The 17,997-nt window shown below is 59.0% G+C and carries 16 protein-coding genes; 2 read left to right on the forward strand and 14 right to left on the reverse strand.

Annotated elements, in window-relative coordinates:
• Positions 1-25 precede the first annotated feature (25 nt).
• The 8 genes from LLY24_RS09845 to LLY24_RS09880 form a co-directional block, all read right to left on the reverse strand.
• Entirely contained in the window at positions 26-1,306 is a 1,281-nt protein-coding gene (locus tag LLY24_RS09845) for a TRAP transporter large permease (RefSeq protein WP_259036120.1), read from the reverse strand.
• Positions 1,303-1,803 carry a TRAP transporter small permease gene (locus tag LLY24_RS09850; RefSeq protein ID WP_259036121.1) on the reverse strand — a complete coding sequence of 167 codons (501 nt, stop codon included), beginning with the start codon at positions 1,801-1,803 and terminating at the stop codon, positions 1,303-1,305. The genes LLY24_RS09845 and LLY24_RS09850 overlap by 4 nt, the downstream gene beginning before the upstream one ends.
• Before the next feature lie 124 nt (positions 1,804-1,927).
• Positions 1,928-2,914, reverse strand: a complete 987-nt coding sequence (locus LLY24_RS09855; RefSeq protein ID WP_259036122.1) for a DctP family TRAP transporter solute-binding subunit — start codon at positions 2,912-2,914, stop codon at positions 1,928-1,930.
• A gap of 93 nt (positions 2,915-3,007) precedes the next feature.
• Positions 3,008-4,051, reverse strand: coding sequence for an L-idonate 5-dehydrogenase (locus LLY24_RS09860; protein ID WP_259036123.1), 1,044 nt, complete (start codon positions 4,049-4,051; stop codon positions 3,008-3,010).
• Between the two features lie 22 nt (positions 4,052-4,073).
• Positions 4,074-4,841, reverse strand: coding sequence for an SDR family oxidoreductase (locus LLY24_RS09865; protein WP_259036124.1), 768 nt, complete (start codon positions 4,839-4,841; stop codon positions 4,074-4,076).
• Between the two features lie 24 nt (positions 4,842-4,865).
• On the reverse strand, positions 4,866-6,065 hold the full coding sequence (locus tag LLY24_RS09870) for a mandelate racemase/muconate lactonizing enzyme family protein (protein WP_259036125.1): 1,200 nt from the start codon (positions 6,063-6,065) through the stop codon (positions 4,866-4,868).
• Positions 6,066-6,646: 581 nt separating this feature from the next.
• Entirely contained in the window at positions 6,647-6,916 is a 270-nt protein-coding gene (locus LLY24_RS09875) for a hypothetical protein (RefSeq protein WP_259036126.1), read from the reverse strand.
• A 126-nt stretch (positions 6,917-7,042) separates the two neighbouring features.
• Entirely contained in the window at positions 7,043-7,906 is an 864-nt protein-coding gene (locus LLY24_RS09880; protein WP_259036127.1) for a cation diffusion facilitator family transporter, read from the reverse strand.
• 157 nt (positions 7,907-8,063) lie between these two features.
• On the opposite strand from LLY24_RS09880, the gene LLY24_RS09885 reads away from it, so the two are divergent.
• Positions 8,064-8,933, forward strand: coding sequence for a LysR family transcriptional regulator (locus LLY24_RS09885; RefSeq protein ID WP_259036128.1), 870 nt, complete (start codon positions 8,064-8,066; stop codon positions 8,931-8,933).
• A gap of 251 nt (positions 8,934-9,184) precedes the next feature.
• Positions 9,185-10,597 (forward strand): PhoH family protein, encoded by a 1,413-nt coding sequence (locus LLY24_RS09890; protein WP_259036129.1) that lies wholly within the window; start codon positions 9,185-9,187, stop codon positions 10,595-10,597.
• 115 nt (positions 10,598-10,712) lie between these two features.
• Here LLY24_RS09890 and LLY24_RS09895 read toward each other — a convergent pair whose 3' ends face one another.
• The 6 genes from LLY24_RS09895 to LLY24_RS09920 all read right to left on the reverse strand — a co-directional run bounded on the left by LLY24_RS09895 (position 10,713) and on the right by LLY24_RS09920 (position 17,976).
• Positions 10,713-11,678, reverse strand: coding sequence for a YihY/virulence factor BrkB family protein (locus LLY24_RS09895; RefSeq protein WP_259036130.1), 966 nt, complete (start codon positions 11,676-11,678; stop codon positions 10,713-10,715).
• 3 nt (positions 11,679-11,681) lie between these two features.
• Positions 11,682-13,535 (reverse strand): complex I subunit 5 family protein, encoded by a 1,854-nt coding sequence (locus tag LLY24_RS09900; protein ID WP_259036131.1) that lies wholly within the window; start codon positions 13,533-13,535, stop codon positions 11,682-11,684.
• Positions 13,532-15,037 carry a proton-conducting transporter transmembrane domain-containing protein gene (locus LLY24_RS09905; RefSeq protein WP_259036132.1) on the reverse strand — a complete coding sequence of 502 codons (1,506 nt, stop codon included), beginning with the start codon at positions 15,035-15,037 and terminating at the stop codon, positions 13,532-13,534. Before LLY24_RS09905 ends, LLY24_RS09900 begins: the two co-directional genes overlap by 4 nt.
• Positions 15,034-16,524, reverse strand: a complete 1,491-nt coding sequence (locus tag LLY24_RS09910) for a complex I subunit 5 family protein (protein WP_259036133.1) — start codon at positions 16,522-16,524, stop codon at positions 15,034-15,036. The genes LLY24_RS09905 and LLY24_RS09910 overlap by 4 nt, the downstream gene beginning before the upstream one ends.
• On the reverse strand, positions 16,521-17,198 hold the full coding sequence (locus LLY24_RS09915; RefSeq protein ID WP_259036134.1) for a hydrogenase subunit MbhD domain-containing protein: 678 nt from the start codon (positions 17,196-17,198) through the stop codon (positions 16,521-16,523). Before LLY24_RS09915 ends, LLY24_RS09910 begins: the two co-directional genes overlap by 4 nt.
• 112 nt (positions 17,199-17,310) lie before the next feature.
• The gene (locus LLY24_RS09920) at positions 17,311-17,976 is read right to left on the reverse strand and encodes an alpha/beta hydrolase (protein WP_259036135.1); all 666 of its coding nucleotides are present in this window, start codon (positions 17,974-17,976) and stop codon (positions 17,311-17,313) included.
• Positions 17,977-17,997 lie beyond the last annotated feature (21 nt).

Here is a 17,997-nt window from a genome sequence, read left to right on the forward strand (position 1 = left end):
GCCTCTTGCGAGGCGAAGCGTGATGCTAGTTAAAAAAGGATATAGGTAGTAGCGAAAGAGAGGGTACGAACGTGATGATTAGCAGCGCCAAAATCATGACGATAACAAATGGCACGACTCCATGAATTACGGTTCCCAGCGACGTATTACCGATCCGGGCGGCGACAAACAGGTTGATACCAAGCGGTGGCGTAATGAAACCGATGGCGAGACTGACGACCATGATAACGCCGAAATGAACCGGATCGATACCAACCGCCGTCACTACAGGATAGAGAATTGGCGCCAATACCAGAATGGCTGGGGTCGTATCCATGACACAGCCAATCAGCAACAGCAGCACGAGGATGAGTAGAAGCAGTGCAAAGGGTTCCAGCGACAGTTGAAGCATCAGGTCAGCGATCGTCGAAGGAATACGTTCAATGGTGAGGATACGGGCGAAGGTAGACGCGCATCCAAGAATCACCATCACGGTGCCTGTCGTCGCACAGGAGCGCGCAATCGTTTTGAAGATGTCCCGCGGTTTCAACTCTCGATGAATAACGACACCGCAGATAAAGGCATAGACTGCTGCCACGGCCGCCGCCTCAGTCGGGGTGAAAACACCGGCATAGATTCCTCCCAGGATAATGACCGGATTGAGAAGCGCCCACTTGGCCTCCCATATAAGGGCCAGTGTATGGGGGCCATTGAATCGGCCATCACTGCCTTTCCAACCCATTTTCCGCGAGTAGAAATAAGCATAAATAATCAGCAAAAAGCCTATCAATAGCCCTGGTAAAATCCCACCCAGGAACATATTGGTTATTGAGGTTCCGGTGGTGACTCCATAAAGCACCATCGGAATCGACGGTGGGATGATGACCCCAATACTGCCCGCCGCTGCCACCAGTCCCAGAATGAACGATTTAGAGTAACCTGCCTGGAGCATGGTGGGAATAACCATTGATCCAACCGCCGCTACCGTAGCCGGCCCGGAACCCGACACAGCTGCAAAGAACATGCAGACCACTACAGTGACGATAGCCAAGCCACCGGTAACACGACCGAAAAACGCATTGGCAACGGCTAAAATTCTTCGAGATACCCCTCCGGCCCCCATGAGGTCGCCCGCCAGAATGAACAGCGGAATCGCCATGATGGGGAAGCTATCCGTGGCAGTCACGAGCGTCTGCGCAACGTAGAGGTCCGACAGCATGCCAAAGGATAGAATCGTGACCACGCAGGCCAAGCCGATTGCGATTCCGACCGGCACATTGAGAATCAAGAATACTACAAGACTCGAGAAGAGAACGCCGGCGGTCATATCAGATCTCCCCCTTTTTGCGCTACACCGGGATTCCTGAGTCGCCAGAGTATGGTTTGGATCTGGCGTATTGCCGTAATAGTGAACCCCACGAAGGGAGCGGCGTAGACGATCCACATGGGTAGATTAATTGCAGGAGAGGTTTGGCCCAGCAGCATCTGACGCTCAATCACTGACCAGCTGGTCCACACCACGTAGAGCGCGAAGGCCAGAAAAAGAAGATCGCCTACTATCACGATCGCCGGACGCAGCAGACGAGGAAATAGATCCAGCGCGGCATCGATTTTGATATGACGCATCTCGCGCGCACCATAGCTGATGCCCAGATAGATAAGCCAGATGAACAGGTAACGGGCGATTTCTTCGGACCAGGATAATGATGCGCCGACGACATAGCGCATGAATACCTGCACCGCGAGCAGGACGGTCATGGCCGACATCAACACGACACAGACAGATATCTCTGCGTACTCATCAAACCATTTCATGACTTTCATGGGTGCTCTCCGGCTTAAAACAGACCGAAAGTATGTAAAAGTGATGGACTTCAGACGGCCCGCACGACCGCTGAAGCGCACCGAAACTCAGGGCGCCATTGCTTTCGCAATGGCGCCCTCTTACTCAATTGTTAAGCAGCTGCTCAAGATATTCAGGATGATCCATCATGGAACCCACCATCGAGTAGATGTCGGCATCCAGCATGGCCTGTTGCCATAGCGCTTTCTGCTCTGGGGTAAGCTCGGTTACGGTTACCCCAGACTGCTCGGAAAAACGCTCGACGACCTCGGCTTCCAACGCTTGAGAACGCTCACGTTGAAAGGCGGTGGCAGCCTCGACAGCTTCATGAATGGCCTGTTGCTGAGACTCATCCAAAGCGTTGTAGCGCTCCAGGTTCATAAACACGACGAACGGGGTATAGACGTGCTGAGTTAACGAGACATAGTCCTGAACTTCAAGAAAACGGTTGCTATCGATGACCGAGAGCGGGTTCTCCTGAGAATCTACCGTGCCCTGCTGCAGAGCGGTGAAGAGTTCCGAGAACGCCATAGGAGTAGGGTTCGCGCCCAACGCACGCCAAGCAGCCAAATGCACCTGGTTCTCCATGGTGCGCACTTTCATACCCGCAAGATCTGAGGGCTCAGCTACTTCATGACCGTTACCGGTATAGTTACGAAAACCGTTTTCCCAGAACGCCAACCCCTTCAACCCCTTACTTTCCAATGAGTCGAGTATCTGCTGACCGACCTCGCCATCCAACGTCGCATAGGCTTGCTCGGATGAGAGAAACAGGAAGGGCGCATCGAACAAGTAAAAGTCAGGTACGAGATTGGCGAGCGGGCTGGTCGAGGCAATACCGATATCGATATCGCCGAAGATCGTGCTTTCCAAAACGACCCGGTCATCCCCTAACTGGTTGTCAGGAAAGAGGCTGATTTCCAGCTCGCTATTGGTTTTCTCTTCGACCAATCGCTTGAACTCAATACCGGCTTCCTTGGCAGATTCGGCCACGACATTGGCCAAGCGCAGGGTATCGGCCTGAGCCAAGGCCGGTGTGGCTATTAGAATGGCGGCGGCAAGCGTATTCTTGAGTTTGGCGTACTTGGACATGGTTATTTTCCTTGTTGGTGATGGCTTCTGCCAGGCACACTTGAGTCGTCTTCAATAGGCGTTTTACTTCAATTGGAGCGGCTGAAGACGGGTTCATGCACTTTCAAAATCGATTTGAACCTTCATGGATCTATCGCGACGTGAGGCCAGATTAAAAGCATGCTCGGCATCCGCAGCAGGAAGCACTGAAGTGATCAAAGGGGTAATATCGACGCGTTTACTACCAATGAGCTCAACCGCTTGCTCGAACTCCTTATCAAAACGAAAAGTCCCCCTGAGGCTTATTTCTTTAGCAACTACCTGGTTCAGTTCCAAATTAACGGCGCCACCTAGCCCTACGGTTACAATAATACCTCGAGGACGCACTACATCGAGTGCAGAGCTCAGTGCTTGCGGGCTACCCGAGCATTCGAAGACGACATCCACTGTCCCCTTGCCCATTGCAAGGGGATGGAGTTCGTCAGCCGACTCACTGATATTAATGGTGCTCGTCGCTCCCATCCGCCGAGCGATTGCCAAAGGAGACTCGTGCATATCGGTCACGATTACTTCTTTAGCTCCCGCTTGGGCAGCCAGCATGGCCGTCAGACAGCCAATCGGACCACATCCCGAGATCAATACTCGCTTGCCTTCGAGCGCTCCCGCCTGATTGACAGCGTGAAGACAAACCGCCAAGGGTTCGGCACACGCGGCATGGGCTAAATCGATGTCGTCCGGTAACGTTACGAGCTGTCTGGCTGCCAAGGTAATTTCCTGACGGAACAGTCCCTGCTGATGGGGAAAGCGCATGGCGCTGCCATAAAAACGCATATTCTCGCATTGGTTGAAGAGCCCTTCCTCGCAGTAAATGCATTCACCACAGGGCATCGAGGGATTGATGGCGACCTTGTCGCCAACGCGCAAATGTTCGACGCCGCTACCAACCTCGGCCACAACGCCGGAAGCTTCATGTCCCAGCGTCATAGGTTCACGCAGCCTGACCTTGCCAAAACCGCCCTGGTGGTAATAGTGCAAGTCGGAACCACAAATTCCACCCTTGCTGACCTTGACCTTCGCTTCGCCCGATCCGGGAGGCAGGGAGTCACATTCCTCTTCGATTCTGAGATCGTGAGCATCATGTATCTTGATCGTCAGCATTACTTACACCTCTGGATCAGTATCAAAGCACCGAAATCATGCCGCCATCGACATACACGATATGACCATTGACGTAGTCGGAGGCTGCGGACGAAAGATAGATCGCTGTGCCTGCCAATTCGTCCGGACGCCCCCAGCGGCCTGCCGGCGTGCGTCCTTTCACCCAGCCATCGAACTCCGGGTTACTGGTCAGCGCTTCGTTCATGTCGGTCAGCATGTAACCCGGACCGATGGCGTTGGCCTGAATGCCATACTGCCCCCATTCCGCCGCCATCGACTTGGTCAGCATCTTGATACCGCCCTTGGCTACCGTATAAGGCGCGACGGTGGCTCGAGCGAGGTCGCTGGTCAATGAGCCAATATTGACGATCTTTCCCGCCCCCTTTTTCACCATACGTTTGGCGACTTCACGGCTCACGATGAAAGCCGAGGTAAGGTTGGTATCGATGACCCGTTGCCAGTCGTTTGTTTCAAGTTCAAGCATCGGTTTTCTGAACTGAATGCCCGCATTGTTGACCAGTATGTCAATCTCGATACCCTCATGATCCATACGTTCCAGCGCTTGGCATACAGCCGCCTCATCGGTGACGTCGAAGGCTGCCACATTGACGTCGAAGCCTTCATCGCGAAGCTTCGAGGCACTAGCTTCCAAGCGTTCGCCGTTCATACCGTTGAGCACGACACTGGCCCCTGCAGCCGCCATCCCCTCGGCAATGGCCAGCCCCAGACCCCGTGAAGAGCCCGTGATCAGCGCCGTTTTTCCCGTTAAATCGAATAGATTAATGGACATAGCACTCTCCTCGCTTTAACTGGTTCAAACAGTTGATGTACGAACGGATAGATCCGATCTCTCGAAAACACTGGGTAGAAGCTCAACGCCAAGCCCAGGACCTTCCATCGGATAGACATAGCCGTTTTCGATCTTAGGTACTTGAGTAACGAGCTCGTTATACCAGCCTTTATAAAAGGCTCGGACACTCTCCTGGATGAGCGTATTGGGCTGACTGAACGACATGTGAATTGCCGCTGCAAAGCCGACCGGGCCAATGCAGTCGTGGGGAGCGAACGGACGATGCCAGGTTTCTGCCAAGGCAGCGATCTTACGTCCTTCCGTTAAGCCCCCCGTCCAGCAGAGATCAACCATAACTACGTGAGCAGCATCTCGATCCAGCATATCCTTATAAGGCCAGCGCGATCCGAGCGTTTCACTGGCACATGTCCAGACACTCGTCGACGCCGCAAACTCGGCTAGCGCTTGCGGTGAGTTCATTCGAATGGGATCTTCGTACCAGGTGGGCGTAAACTGCTCGAGTTCACGAGCAATATTCTTGGCGGTCGGCAGGTTCCACTGCGAATGGAATTCGACCATGATCTCCATTTGGTCGCCGACAGCCTTGCGGATTTCTTCGAAAGGTTTAACAGCCTGCTTCATCTGAGCTGCAGTGATGTACTGGCCCCGAGTTTCGACCGCGATAGGATCGAATGGCCAAATTTTCATGGCAGTGATCCCCGATTCGAGCAGGTTTTCGGCCAGCTGGGCGGGGCGCTTCATGAAGCCTTCGAGATCCTCGTAAGGCCCTTCGGGGGTGTCTAAATTCCAGTTTGAAACTGGTTTGATCTCGTTGGTTCTGACGTATTTGTATCCGGCGCAAGTGTTATAAACACGAATTTTGTCCCAACACTGACCGCCCAACATCTGGTGCACGGGCAAGTCACATACCTTGCCGAAGATGTCCCATAGCGCGATGTCGATAGCGGACGCGGCACGATACTCTGCGCCCGTTGAAGACTGGGCCATGGGAAGCGATACCATCTCCTTGTGTAGCGCCTCGATATGCAGCGGATTCTTACCCAGCAGACGCCCCGCAAGAGTGTCATGAATATGCGCCTCGACGGCCCCTGCCCCATAAAATGTTTCGCCAAGACCTACGATACCGCTATCCGTTTCGACATGTACCCAGAGAACGTTGGCGAACTCTTTGAGGCGGAAGGTTTTTATCGAGGTGATTTTCATTTTTTCATACACTCCTGCTGCGCATTCGGGCGTTGGAATCGTTATTCGCTTGATGAGTTTTACCAACACACAAGGTCATGCTGAATTCATACGAATTCGCTAGTGATTTCGATCACTGGGTTATCTAATTAACCAGAGTTGATACGTGGCCAAGAGAGCGACAAATACCGTCCTAATCACTCATCGGCCTGTGATATATCACGAAATATTAATAGCATGGGCAAAAAGAAACGGGCAATATCCAATTGCTTGGATGGGTGATAGAAAAATTCAAGTTATTGATATTTAATATTTTTAATAAAAATATCTTTCGACTAATAGCCTAAAGTATAAGCAAGTGCGATTATCGTTACTTGAACCTCAATATTATTTGAGAAAAATCAGAAAGGGGTTCCAGTTATATTTTATCACCACAGCACGCCATAGCTTACGGGGCACCCAGCCCATAACGCTGAACTTATCTGAAAGACGATTAAAAATCTAAGCCATTGAATAGCATATAAAATTAAGCTCCGCGCGATTATTAAGGACTTGATACCGCCCTTAGCTCATTAACCACACGGAGCTTAGACAAACGAGGTTTAGTTACACGGCACCACACGCCGCAGGGTGTCCTTGGCCCAGAGTGTTTGGCCGTCGGGGGTGCGGCCGTGTTCGTTCCAGCGCTCGGAGGTTTCGAGGCAGAAGGAGCCGGCGTTTTCGACGACGGTCTCTTTGTTGGCCGGGCGCTCGCCGCCGATACGCAGGATATCGGGGTGTTCGGAGGTATAACGCGGTGCAATGGTGTTACTGGCACAACCGGCGACCACAGCGGTCACCATCAGTACGGACAAACAGCGGCGCAAAGGCATGTTGTCGAACCCTCAAGAAACGATGCAAGACCGACACCCGTTGTCGGTAGCGCTAAATATCATTCGCTTCATGACCGGGTCAATCTTTTTCCTCTGCGCCCCCGTTTTCTCTCAGCTCACCAGGTTTCAGGTGACCAGGGTAATACTGGTCACCGGGCGCAGATTGAGACGTTCGCAGCGCGCCTCGACGCTATCGACGATCTCTTCGGCGGTCTCGATCTGCTGCTTGTCGAGCTGGATATCCACCATCAAGAAGCTGCCCACCTGGGCGATGCGCACGTCTTCGGGTTCGACGTCGAAGGCTTCGATCTCGCGAACCACGTCGCGCTGGATCGGCCCTGTGGGCACGCCGAACATTAGCTCGCGCAGGGCCTCGCGCACCATGCGCACCGGTATGGGCAGAAAATAGCCCGCAATCAGCAGCACCATCACCGGGTCGGCAAAGCGGGCGTAGGCGGCCCAGGGGCTCAGTGTCAGGCCTACCGTGAGCATGAAACCCACGACGACAGCGGTGCTGAGCCACGTATCCATCTGCCACTGGCGCAGCTCCGCGCGCAGAAGCGAGGAGTTGGCGGTACGGGCATAGCGCTTGAGCACGCCCCAGGTGAGCAAACACCCGAGCACGTTGACGATACCGAAACCGAGAGCCAACCCAAGCGTTACCTCGCGCCCGCCCTGCACCAGGCTCCACAGCGCCGATACCAGCGAGAACAGGCACACCAGCGCAATCACCACGCCCTTGAGCAGCACCGCCAGCGGCTCGACGGTGAGCCGCCCAAAGGGAAAGTGTTCGTCGGCGGGTTTACGCGCCTGCTGGAGGGCAAGCAAAGACAGCGACGCCAACACAAGGCTCAAGAGTGAATAGGCACTATCGAAAAGGATGGTGATCGAGCCGCTGGCAAGGCCCAGCGCGAGCCCGGTCAGGGCGAACAGGCTGGCGGAGACGGCCGAAAATTTCAGCGCACGCCGCTCAGCAATCAGGGGGGACATCGGGAACTGCTCCAACATGAAAGGTTATGAGGTGTATTAAGCAGCGCATAGCCTACCCAAAGTGCCTTGAGTGGGCGAATCGCTCAGCGCCACTTTTTTCGTCGCTCGACATTAGGGCATCCGCTAATCTAAAAATACGTTCAACCAAGGATGCGTCATGCGTACCGAGCAGATTCAGGCCTTTATCGACGTTACCGAACACGGCTCCTTCGCCGCTGCGGCGCGCCAAACGCTCACCAAGCGCAGCACCCTGAGTGCCGCCGTCAGCGCGCTGGAGGAGAGCCTGGGCGTCGTGCTTTTCGAGCGCAGCGGCAACCGCGTGCGTCTCACCGCCGTTGGCGAGAGCGTGCTACCTGATTGCTATCGCTTGCTCACTAGCGCCGGTCGCATCGAAAAACACTGCCACCAGCACCTGCAAGGGGTCGAAAGCCAGTTGGGCATCGCCCGCGATGACGCCCTGCCGGAAGTGCTCTGGCAGCGTTTGATGCACGAGCTGAAACAGCTCTACCCCACCACGGCGCTCTCGGTCTATTTGATTCCGCCTCAGGAGCATCGTGATTTCGTTCAGCGCCAAACCGTGGACATTGCCTTTGGCCTCTACACCGCCGAAGCGCTGAGCGGCCAGGGCCAACACCTCTCCCCCATTGGCATGCGCCTGGTCGCCGCGCCGAGCCATCCGCTAAGCCGCCTGCCCGACGTCAACCGCGACGACCTCGCCCAGTACACCCAGGTCTGCTTGACCCACGTCAGCGACGACCGGCTGGTCAGCGACGCCCTGTTCTCGGCCAACTATCTCGGCTTCACCATGTTCGAGGTGATTCGTGATGCGGTCATTGGTGGCACCGGCTGGGCGCTCTTGCCTGCTCCGCTGGTGGAAGATGCCATCGCCGAGAAGCGTTTGAGCGCGCTCAATCACGATTTGGTGCTGGAGAGCCACTACTACCGCTACCTGGAAGGCAACGCGCGCGGCGTGGTCGCCACGGCGCTGATCAACAAGGTGACGCGCTATCTAGGCGCTATTCGTTGAGAGCGTCGTTGAGAGCGTTTAAACACTGCGCACTGGCAAAGTTGTAAAACCCAGGCCACGCTAACAGTGCAGTGGTCATCCAACCGACATGCGCTGCGCCCCACCCGTCGTCATCTCACCAAAAGGAGTCGCCCGGCCCGCTACCACGCACAGGTAAGGACACGCCAATAGGTCACCACGGCAGCTGTCATCTTGCGGTAAAAGAGCGCTGCCAGTGTCGATGTTGCTGACAATTCAGGAGTGACGCTGCGATGGTTCGACTCGATAAGAAAGCAATAAGGCTGTATGTTCTGGACACCAACGTCCTGATTCACGACCCTACTGCGCTCTATCATTTCGATGAGCACGACGTGGTCATCCCCATGACCGTTCTCGAGGAGCTCGACAAGCATAAAAACGGTATCCGCGAAATCGCCCGTACCGCGCGTCAAATCAGCCGCACCCTCTCCGACTTGACCAGCCAGGTCACCTTTAGCGAAATCCAACGCGGCATTCCCATTCCCCGCGTCAGTGGCCCTTCGGGGCGCTTGCACTTTCTCTGCTACCGCGATCTCAAGCCGCTCGAATCAACGCCGGGCGATAGCCCTGATAATCGTATCCTCGCCGAGACCTGCCGCTTGATCGACGACCGCCCGGATGCCTCGGTCATCCTGGTCACCAAAGACATCAACCTGCGGGTCAAGGCCGCCGCACTCAAGGTACCGGTGGAGGACTACTTAAGCGATCAGGCCTTCGACGACAGCGATGCCATGATCGAAGGCGCCACCGTGTATCGCAGTGCCGGGCAGGACGGTGCCTCGCTATGGGAGGCGCTCAACGTCGAGGTAGACGTCGAACGCCAAGGCCATCACACCTTCTACCAGCTAAGCGGTGAGATGCCGCGCCACTGGCACCTGGGCATGCTGGTTTCAGATAGTGAGAACGGCGCCGAGTTCGAAGCTATCGTACGCGAGCTGAGCGCTACCTCGGCGCGTTTGGAGCTGCTCACCAACTACCGCCACCACGCAGGCGTTTGGGGCGTGCACGCCCACGACAGCCGTCAAAACTTCACCCTGAACCTGTTGATGGACCCGGAGATCGATCTGGTGACCATCGCGGGCAACGCCGGTACCGGCAAGACCTACATGACCCTTGCTGCCGCCTTCCAGCAAACCCTGGATAGCAAACGCTTCGAGCGCATCGTCTTCACCCGTGCGCCGATCCCCATGGGCGAAGACATCGGCTTTCTGCCGGGCACCGAAGAGGAGAAGATGTCACCTTGGATGGGCGCCTTCCACGACAACATGGATAACCTATTACGCAACGAAGATGGCGAATCGAGTTGGGACAACGGCGCCACGCGCCAGCTGATCGGCTCTCGGGTGCAGATCCGCGCGCCGGGCTTCATGCGCGGGCGCACCTTGAACGATACCTTTCTGATCATCGACGAGGCCCAGAACTTCACTCCTAAACAGCTGAAATCCCTAGTGACCCGCGCCGGGCGCAACACCAAGATCGTCTGCCTGGGCAACGTCGGCCAGATCGATACACCCTACCTCACCGCCAACACCTGCGGCATGGCGGCAGTGGTCGAGCGGTTTCGCGACTGGCCCCACGCGGGCCATATCACGCTGAAAAGCGTCGAACGCTCGCGCTTGGCCCTGGCTGCCGAAGAGCTTTTGTAAAGAAGAGCTTTTGTGACCGCGTACCCGACACCGATTGGTTTCACTCAACCATCTCTGCGCCCCTTTTGGGGCGCAGCTCGTTTAAGAAGCTCGCAGCTAGTCGGTAAGCTCGCAGCTAGTCGGTTGGGCTGCCGCGCGGGTGAGTGTCGCCAACGGTATCGGCGGAGAAAGCGTCGCGCTCGCCCAGCGGGCGCTCACGCCCAACGGTGGAATCGCGCCGGGTCTGGCGCTCCATTTCACTATTGATCTCGGCGCCGAGCAGCACGACGAAGGCAGAGAGCCAGAACCACAGCATCAGCACCACCACGGCGCCAAGCGAGCCGTAAAGCTCGCTGAAGTTGGAGAAGTAGCGCACGTAGAGCGAAAGCCCACCGGAGCCGAGCAGCCAGAGCGACGTGGCCACCAGCGTGCCCACACTCAGCCACTGCCAGCGCGCCGCGCGCCGATGCGGCGCAAAGCGGTAGAGCAGCGCAATGCCTAGGCTCATGATCACCAATAGCACCGGCCAACGCAGCCAGCCAATGATCTTATCCAGCGGGCTATGGATACCGATGAAACTCACCGCCAACGGCACCACGGCAATGAAGGCAAGCGTGAGCAGCGTCATGGCGATCAGCCCAAGCGTCAACGCCGACACCATCATCAGTTGCTTTAGCGGCGAGCGCTTCTCCTCCTCGCCATACACCACGTTGAGCCCAACGATCAGCCCGCGCACGCCTTTGGAGGCCACGAAAATCGCCACCAGCGTACCCACAATCGCCGTTAGGCCATTACGGCTCTCGGCGGTGGCGACCACGTCCTGGGTCTGCTGATCGATGAGCCCGGCGGCCTCGGGCGGCATGAAGCGCACCAGCTCGCGCACCTGCACGGCTGCCTCGAACGGGTCGAAGAGCAGCCCCGCCAGCGAAATCACCGCCCCGATGGCAGGAAACAGCGCCAGCAATGCATAAAAGGCCACCCCCGACGAGAGAATGGTGATGTGGTCTTCCTGCATCTCCTTGAACACGCGCCAGGCGATATCGCGCCAGCCGCGTGCGGGTATTTCACGTGGTGTCTTGGCGCGACGTCCGCGTTTGAGCATCCTTTATCTCCCTGGCCAAAAATCCCCTCCCTCCCACATTAGCAGTGCCGCAAGCACCAGGGCCAATGCCATCATCAGCCCACCGACGTGATGGCGCAGCCACGCCTCGGCGAATAGGCAGCGCTGCACCGCTGCCATGGCGCGGCGCTCCCACTTAAGCGCTAGCTCGACGCAAGCCTGCTTCATCCGCGCCAAACGCTCGCCGACTTGCGCAAGCGGCCGATACAGCGCGCGTGCAGCCACCGCGTAGAGCCACCAGGCATCGCCCGCTGGCGGCAGGCGGCCCCGCCTTCGGTGCAGTAGCGCCACCGCGCACGCCACCATGAATACACCTGCCAACAGCGGCCAAACGAGGCCCCACCACTCCTTGAGCGGCGGCACCGGGCTTGCCTGGGGAAGCGGCAGCCATAAGGGAGCGGTGAGCGCAGCCGCAAGTGCCAATAGCCAGCCGCCCTGCTGGTAGCCGTCGCTGCCGCCTACCTGACGCCGCTGCCACTGGCGCCACAGCGCCACGCTCATAAGGGCCGCCGTGCCGATGGCCGCAAAGGTCAATAACTTGATGAGCAGCGCGTGTTCGGCCTCATAGAGCGCGCTCTTGAAGCTCCATTTACTCACCATGCCTGCCGCTAATGCCCCGGTCAGCGACAGTCCGGGCAGCGCCAAAAGCGCCCACAGAAGCGGCACTGGCCAGCGCGGTGAGTGCTCGCTGATGCTGGTACCCAGAAACAGCGCCCCTTTGGCCAAGGCGTGATGGGCGGCAAAGAGCGCAACGGCGGGCCACAGCAGCGACCACACCTCAGGCGTGACGAGCCCTACGCCAACCAGCGCCGTCAGCATGCCCATCTGACTGATGCTCGAATAGGCCAGCACGGCCTTGGGGTGGCGCTGCCACACCCCGTAGAGCGCCGCCGCAAAGGCCGCGATGAGCCCCACTGCGAGAATCCCCTGGCCCAACGCCACAAGCCCCCCTTGAGTCGAAACATCGCCCAGGGGCAAAACGTTGATCCAGCCTAAAAGCCCCGCCTTGATCATCGCCCCGCTCAGCACGGCGCTGGCGGGCGCTGGGGCAACCGGATGTGCCAGCGGTAGCCACACGTGCAGGCCCACTACGCCAGCTTTCACCCCAAAGCCGACGAACAGCAGAAGCGCCATCCATATACCTGCATCGGCGCTGGCGATGCCCTCGCGCACGCCCGAAAGCGTCAGCGTTTCCGCCGCCCCCGCTGCCCATAAAAGCCCGGCCAGAATGAACGCTTCGCCCATCACCGCCAGAATCAGATAGACGCGCCCACCGCGCCACGCCTCCTGCGTTGCTGCCTGTACCACCAAGGGGTAAGCAGCGAAGGTCATCAGCGCAAAGCCAAAATAGAAGCTGGCGATATCCTGAGCCAAAATCAGCAGCGCATTACCGGCAAACGCCAGGGGCCAGAACAGCGCCAACACAAAGGTCCCCCGCCGCTTTTCAGCGCTGGCACTGCGTTCAGGCAGTGTCTCGTCCTTGAAATCGGCTGTGAGATCGCCCTTGAAATACCCCTTGGCATGTACGGCGGCCAGCGTCCACAAAAGGGCCGTGAACAACAGCCAAGGGCGCGTCAGCGGTGTGAGCTCCCATAACCCACCGAGCATGAACCCCTCCCACTGCCAGCGCGCTTCGCCGCTCACCGCAAGCAAGAGCGCGGGCCAAGAGGCGCTGACCCAAAGCCAGGAGAAGGGCCTAAACACGCGGCTGAAACGAAGGGAAAGGTCACTAGCAACGCCTGGAGCTTTCTCAGGGCGCGGGCTCAGGCGCGCGGCCAGCGTCAGCGCCGCCACGGCAAGCGGCCACAACAGCGCGAGCACGAAGAGCAGCGTCGTCATGGCAGATACTCCTCGACTGCAACCCGCGTGGCCCACTCGAGCGGGCTATAGGGCAACCCGGCGAAAAGCCCCGCCCCCAGGCTAATCGCGGCGGTGAATACGGCCGGCCAAAGTAGCCAAGCGCTGGTTTCCAAGCGCCCGTGGCGCTGCTCATTGGGCCAGGCCTTGCCGCTTTCCGTCGGCGCCGGACGAAACCAGAGGCGATAGATCAGTGGCAAAAAATAGACCGCGTTCAGCGCGCTGCTGGCCACCAATACCGCCACCACCCAGAGCATGTTGGCCTCCACGGCACCAATGCCCAAATACCACTTGGTGATGAACCCAGCCGTGGGCGGCAGGCCGATCATGCCGAAAGCACCCAGCGTAAAGGCCACGCTGGTCAGCGGCATACGCCTTCCTGCGCCGTCGAGCTCGTCGATACGGTGAATACCGAGTTCCTCGGCGTAGCTCCCGGCGCAGAAAAACAGCGTGATCTTCATCAACCCCTGATGCAGCAGATGCGCCAAGGCCCCGATGGTGCCAAAGGGGCCGAACAGGCTCACCCCCAGCACCACGTAGGAGACCTGGCTGATGGTAGAAAATGCCAAGCGCGGCTTGAGTTCGGTCTGGGCGATGGCCCGCAGCGAGCCGTAGAGAATGGTGATCGAGGCCGCCACGGCCAGCCCCGTCATCACCCCCAGCGCCACGCTAAGCTCGATGCCGTAGAGATCGTAGATAACGCGCAGAATGCCGAAGGCCCCGGCCTTGACCACCGCCACGGCGTGCAACAGCGCGCTTACCGGCGCTGGCGCCACCATCGCTCTGGGTAGCCAGCCGTGTAGCGGCACCATCGCCGCCTTCACCGCGAGGCCCCCTACCAGCAGAGCAAAAATTAGCGTCAACAGTCCGCGATGGTCGTCGAGATAAGGCGCAAGCCCACGCTCGGAAGAGAAGGAGTGATCGCCCGTCAGGCTATAAAGCATCGCCACGCCAAGCAGCAAGACAACGCCCGCCGTTACCGTATAGCGCAGGTAGATACGCCCGGCATTGAGCGCGTCTGGCGTTCCCTTGTGGACGACCAGCGGGTAGGTGGAGAGCGTGAGCAGCTCATAAAAAATCAAGAAGGTGAAAAGATTGTCGGCCAGGGCGATGCCGAAGGTGCTGGTCACGCAGAGCCCAAAGAAGCCAAAAAAGCGCTTTTGGTTGGGCGAGCGCCCGAGATAACCAATGGCATACAGCGTGGTGCAGAGCCATAGCAGCGACGAAAGCCCGGCGAACATGATGCCTAGCGCGTCGCCGCGCAATACGAAGTCCACCCCGCCGATGACCTGAAAACGCAGGGTATCTTCGATGCCGTCGGCAATACGCCGCACCATTAGCACTACCAGCGCGATCTTGGCGATGGCCGCCGCCAGGTTGATCGCGGTACGCAGCCGCCAGGCGCGCTCGGGCAACGTGAAGATCACGGCAGCGGCGACGAGCGACGTCGCCAGCGCCAACAGCGGCAACCAGGCGGCGTTCATGCGCTTGCTCCTTGTAACAGCGACAGAGGATAGTGCGCCCAGAGCCCCAGCAGCAGCGCCGCCAGCGCCAGCAGTAGCGCGCCACCCTCCATACCCGGCGCCAGTGGTCGATAGGTTTTACGCGGTGCCGATTCGATGAACGAGTAACGAAATAGCCGAAAGACGTAAGCCGCGCTAAGCAGCGTACCCAGCAGCAGCGCGGCAATCGCCCACCAGAGATCTGCCAGTAGCATGGCCTGCAACAGCTGCCACTTGGCGGTAAAGCCCGCGCTCGGCGGAAGCCCCATGAGCGTGACGGACGCGATACCGAAGACCAGAAGCGAAAGCGGCAAACGGCGGCTGGTACCGGCAAGCCCAGCCAGCGTGCTCTCCCCCGTAGCCAAAATCAGGTTACCTGCGGCCATGAACATCGCCGCCTTGGCAAGCGCGTGGCCCAAAAGCTGCAGCCAGAAGCCTTGCCAGGCCAGCGTTTGCACCTCGGGCGCCATCTCCGGGCCAAGCAGCAGCGGAAAAGCGAGCATCAAATAGCCAAGCTGAGCGACGGTCGAGGCCGCTACCAAGGTTTTCAAGGAGTCGGCCCGCCAGGCGGCAAGGCTACCCCAGACGATGGCAAGCGCGCCCAGCAACCCCAGCAGCAAAGGCGCTACGTGACTCTCAGGAATCAGCAGGCTCCAGAGCATCAACAGTAGATACAGCGAGGCCTTCACCACCAGTGCTGCGTGCAGCGCGCTAACCGGCGTCCAGGCGCTGGCGTGTACCGGCGTGAGCCACGCATGCAGAGGAAAAAGCGCGGCCTTGGTAGCCAATCCCGCGCCGAGCAGGGCCGCTGCAAGCCACGCCACGGGCTCGGGGGCGACGACCTCGGTAAGCTGGGCGAGTTCGAGTGAGCCCCAGTGCGCCAATATTAGCGCCACGCCAAGTAGATAGAGCAGCGACCCCACTAGCGCCACCAGCAGGTAACGTAGCCCCGCAAGCAGCGCCTCGGCCTTGCCCGAGAGCAAGAGCATGCCCACTGCGGTGAGCCCCATGAGTTCGAGGCCGAGATAGAGCGACAGCAGGTCGGCAGCAAGCCAGATCACGCTCAAGCTCGACAAGAGCACGCCCCACAGCGGCCACAGCCAGCGCGAGCGCCCCGCCGACTCATCGAGGCGGCAAAGCCCGGCGGTGTATAGCGCCGCCACCACGCCGATCAGTTGGGTGACGACGACCAGCAGCGCCGCCACGCCGTTGAGGCGCAGCGCCAGCGTCACGTCATCGAAAGACACCGACCACGTCAACAAGGCTACGCCCTGTACGGCCTGGAACAGCGCCGCGCCCGATGCCAGCAGCGGCAGCGCCGCCAGCAGCACGACCCAAGCGCGGCGTGGCGGACGCAGCGCGGCAAGCCCGCCCAACATCAACGGCAGCACTAACGCGGCCAACAGCGCCCAGCTCTCGCCCGGCTCGGGCGCAAACGTGGCGGCCTCCCAGCCCCAGCGCCAGTTCATTGGGCCACCGTTTTATCGATATCAGGATCGAGGGCTTCGAGCCCCTCCAGGTGGTAGAGCCGTCGAATCAATAGCGCCCCCAGAAGCGTTCCCAAAGCGGCGATGCAGAGCCCCACCAAAATCAGCAGTTGGGCGGCTAGCATCGGCCCTGCCATGCCCGCCAGCAGTACGAACACGCCCGAACCCAAGACGTTGAAGGCCAGCAGACGGCGCAAGAGGTGGCGATGCAAAGCAAAAGCGCCGAGCGCGCAGGCCACCCAAACACCTGCCGCTATCAATAGCGGCTCCTCGCTGGGCGAAAGCGCCATGGCAGGCAGCGCATGGCGCACGCCAGCGGCCATCAGTACGAGCCAAAGCACGCTGAGGGCGAGACGCGTCACGCCATGGGAGAGCGGTACGGGGAAGCGGTCGTGTCGCGGCTTAAGGGCGGCTCCCGTGGGCAGCACGCCCAGGGCAAAGAGCAGGCTCGCCCCGCTGACGATGGCGCCCAAGAGCAGCTCGGCCAGGGCCAGCCAAGGCGTCGCCAGACGCCACCACGCCAGAGTCAGCAATAGCGCAAAGCCGATAAAGCACAGCGTCGCGCGCAGCAGGTGGCGGTCGAACAGGCAGACGAACGCGGCCAGCGTGAGGGCCACGGCCAGCAGCGTTTCGGTCATCTCGAAAGAAACCATCATCGAATCCATCCGCCTTAGCATCATTGCGTCCTCTCTGACGCTAGCTCACTGTGGCCTGCTTTGGCGTGGGTGTCGACCGTGGGCTTTCAACGCCCGGTGGTGCATTGAAAACTCAGCTTAGGCGTTGACGCAGCCATTGGCCGATATCGTGGATCTGCTGGGGGCAGAGCGCATGGGCCATGGGGTATTGGTGAAAGTTGGGCGCATAGCCCAGCGCTTTGAGCTTGTCCAAAGCGCCACGCCCGAGGCTTTCGGGCACGATGGGGTCGAAGTTACCGTGGTGAATTTCGATGGGAAGCGCCCGATTGGCCTCGCTCGGCGCGAGGCTTTCGCCGGTGGCAAGATAGGTCGACATGGCAATCAGGCCACCCAGCGGCGCGGGAAAGGTCAGCGCTGCCTGATAGGCGACGGCACCGCCCTGGGAGAAACCGGCGACGATGATGCGCTCGCTGGCGATGCCCTGGTCGATCTGCTCCTGGATCAGCTCCTGCACCCGCACGGCGGATTTCTTGAGTTGAACTTCGTCGACCCGGCGGCCCAGGTCCATGGCGAGGATGTCGTACCAGGCGGGCATCACCATGCCACCGTTCACCGTGACCGGCAGGCGCGGCGCATGAGGCATGATGAAGCGCACGTTCAGCTGCGCCGGAAGCCCCAAGGCGGGTACCAGAGGCTCGAAATCGTGACCATCGGCGCCCAAGCCGTGAAGGATGAAGACGCAGGCATCCGCCGGTCGGCCGTGCTGAGGTTCGATGATCAGTTCGCCAGGTTCACTCATGGAGTTCTCTCGTGCTGTGTG

The sequence above is a fragment of the Halomonas dongshanensis genome, from assembly GCF_024790395.1.
In the GTDB taxonomy this organism is placed as follows: domain Bacteria; phylum Pseudomonadota; class Gammaproteobacteria; order Pseudomonadales; family Halomonadaceae; genus Vreelandella; species Vreelandella dongshanensis.